Genomic DNA, 1,160 nt, shown 5'->3' with positions numbered 1-1,160 from the left:
GGCAGGAACAGGAGAGCGCACGAGGGAGCCACCAGGGGGAAACGCCTGGTATCTTTATAGTCCTGTCGGGTTTCGCCACCACTGATTTGAGCGTCAGATTTCGTGATGCTTGTCAGGGGGGCGGAGCCTATGGAAAAACGGCCGCTGTGCGGCCTCTCCTTCTCCCCATCACGCGATCGCTCGGTTTTCTCGAGCTTTTATACGCATGCTCCTGCCGCTCGCCGCAGCCGAACGGCAGGAGCGTAGCGACTGAGTGAGCGAGGAAGCGGAAAAGAGAACATCCCTACACTGAGCACTGACGCTCTGAGGCCTCTTATGACGAAACAACAGAAAACAGCGCTGAACATGGCTAAATTCATCCAGAATCAGTCTCTGCTCCTGCTGGAGAAGCTTAACGAGCTTGATCTTGATGTAGAGGCCGACCTTTGTGAGAAACTCCACGATGATGCGGAGCATCTTTTCCGTACACTGTCTTCGGGACTGGATGAATTACAGGATGGAAACTGATGGCCAGAGTGTCTATTAGTGAAGCGGCTCGGCTTGTTAAGGTTAGTCGCCCCACAATTTACAAGATGATTAACAGTGGGAAACTAAGTTACACCTCTGTTGTAAAGCATGGGAAAAATACTAAAGTTGTTGATACATCAGAGCTTATTAGGGTTTTTGGCTCGCTTTATGGTGGGGGCGACACTGTAAAACATGATGTAAAAGGTGACGCAGGCGCTACAGGGGTTAACATCTCTGGTTTACATGATTTACAGCATAAAATTGCTTTGCTTGAAGCTGAAAACGATGGTCTTAAAGGGGCTGTTAAAGCTCGTGATGAACATATCGATTCTCTTCGCCAGGCTATGCAGCTTCTGGAACACAAGCTCGAACCCTCTCCACAGGTTCATTCTCCGTGGTGGAAATTCTGGAAAAAATCCTGACCCCGTCATGCTTCAGTTTTCCTCTCCGGCCATTCCGGGGAGTTCCTGAACCTTCCCAAAAATCGCCAGATCTCTGAACGCTCCTCACCACTAAAAATATCCACACCCCACGCAAAATTAAAATTTTGAAGATAACTCATTAATATCAGTTATTTGTGGGTTATTAAATTACGCAGTATTACTTTCTGTAAGGTGAATCCAAGTCGTCGGCGATTCGTGTACGACTTGCCG

At 48.3% G+C, this 1,160-nt stretch carries 2 protein-coding genes; both read left to right on the top strand.

Going from position 1 to position 1,160, the window contains the following annotated elements:
• Positions 1-315: 315 nt before the first annotated feature.
• Positions 316-507, top strand: coding sequence for a Rop family plasmid primer RNA-binding protein (locus tag PKE79_RS16735; protein WP_044816495.1), 192 nt, complete (start codon positions 316-318; stop codon positions 505-507).
• Complete coding sequence (locus tag PKE79_RS16730) at positions 507-929, top strand: helix-turn-helix domain-containing protein (RefSeq protein WP_044816494.1); 423 nt, start codon at positions 507-509, stop codon at positions 927-929. The genes PKE79_RS16735 and PKE79_RS16730 overlap by 1 nt, the downstream gene beginning before the upstream one ends.
• Positions 930-1,160 lie beyond the last annotated feature (231 nt).

This window comes from Microbacterium barkeri, from assembly GCF_027921765.1.
Classification (GTDB): Bacteria; Actinomycetota; Actinomycetes; order Actinomycetales; family Microbacteriaceae; genus Microbacterium; species Microbacterium barkeri.
Note: the sequence above shows the minus strand (reverse complement) of the source record. Positions and strands in the feature narration are given on the sequence as shown.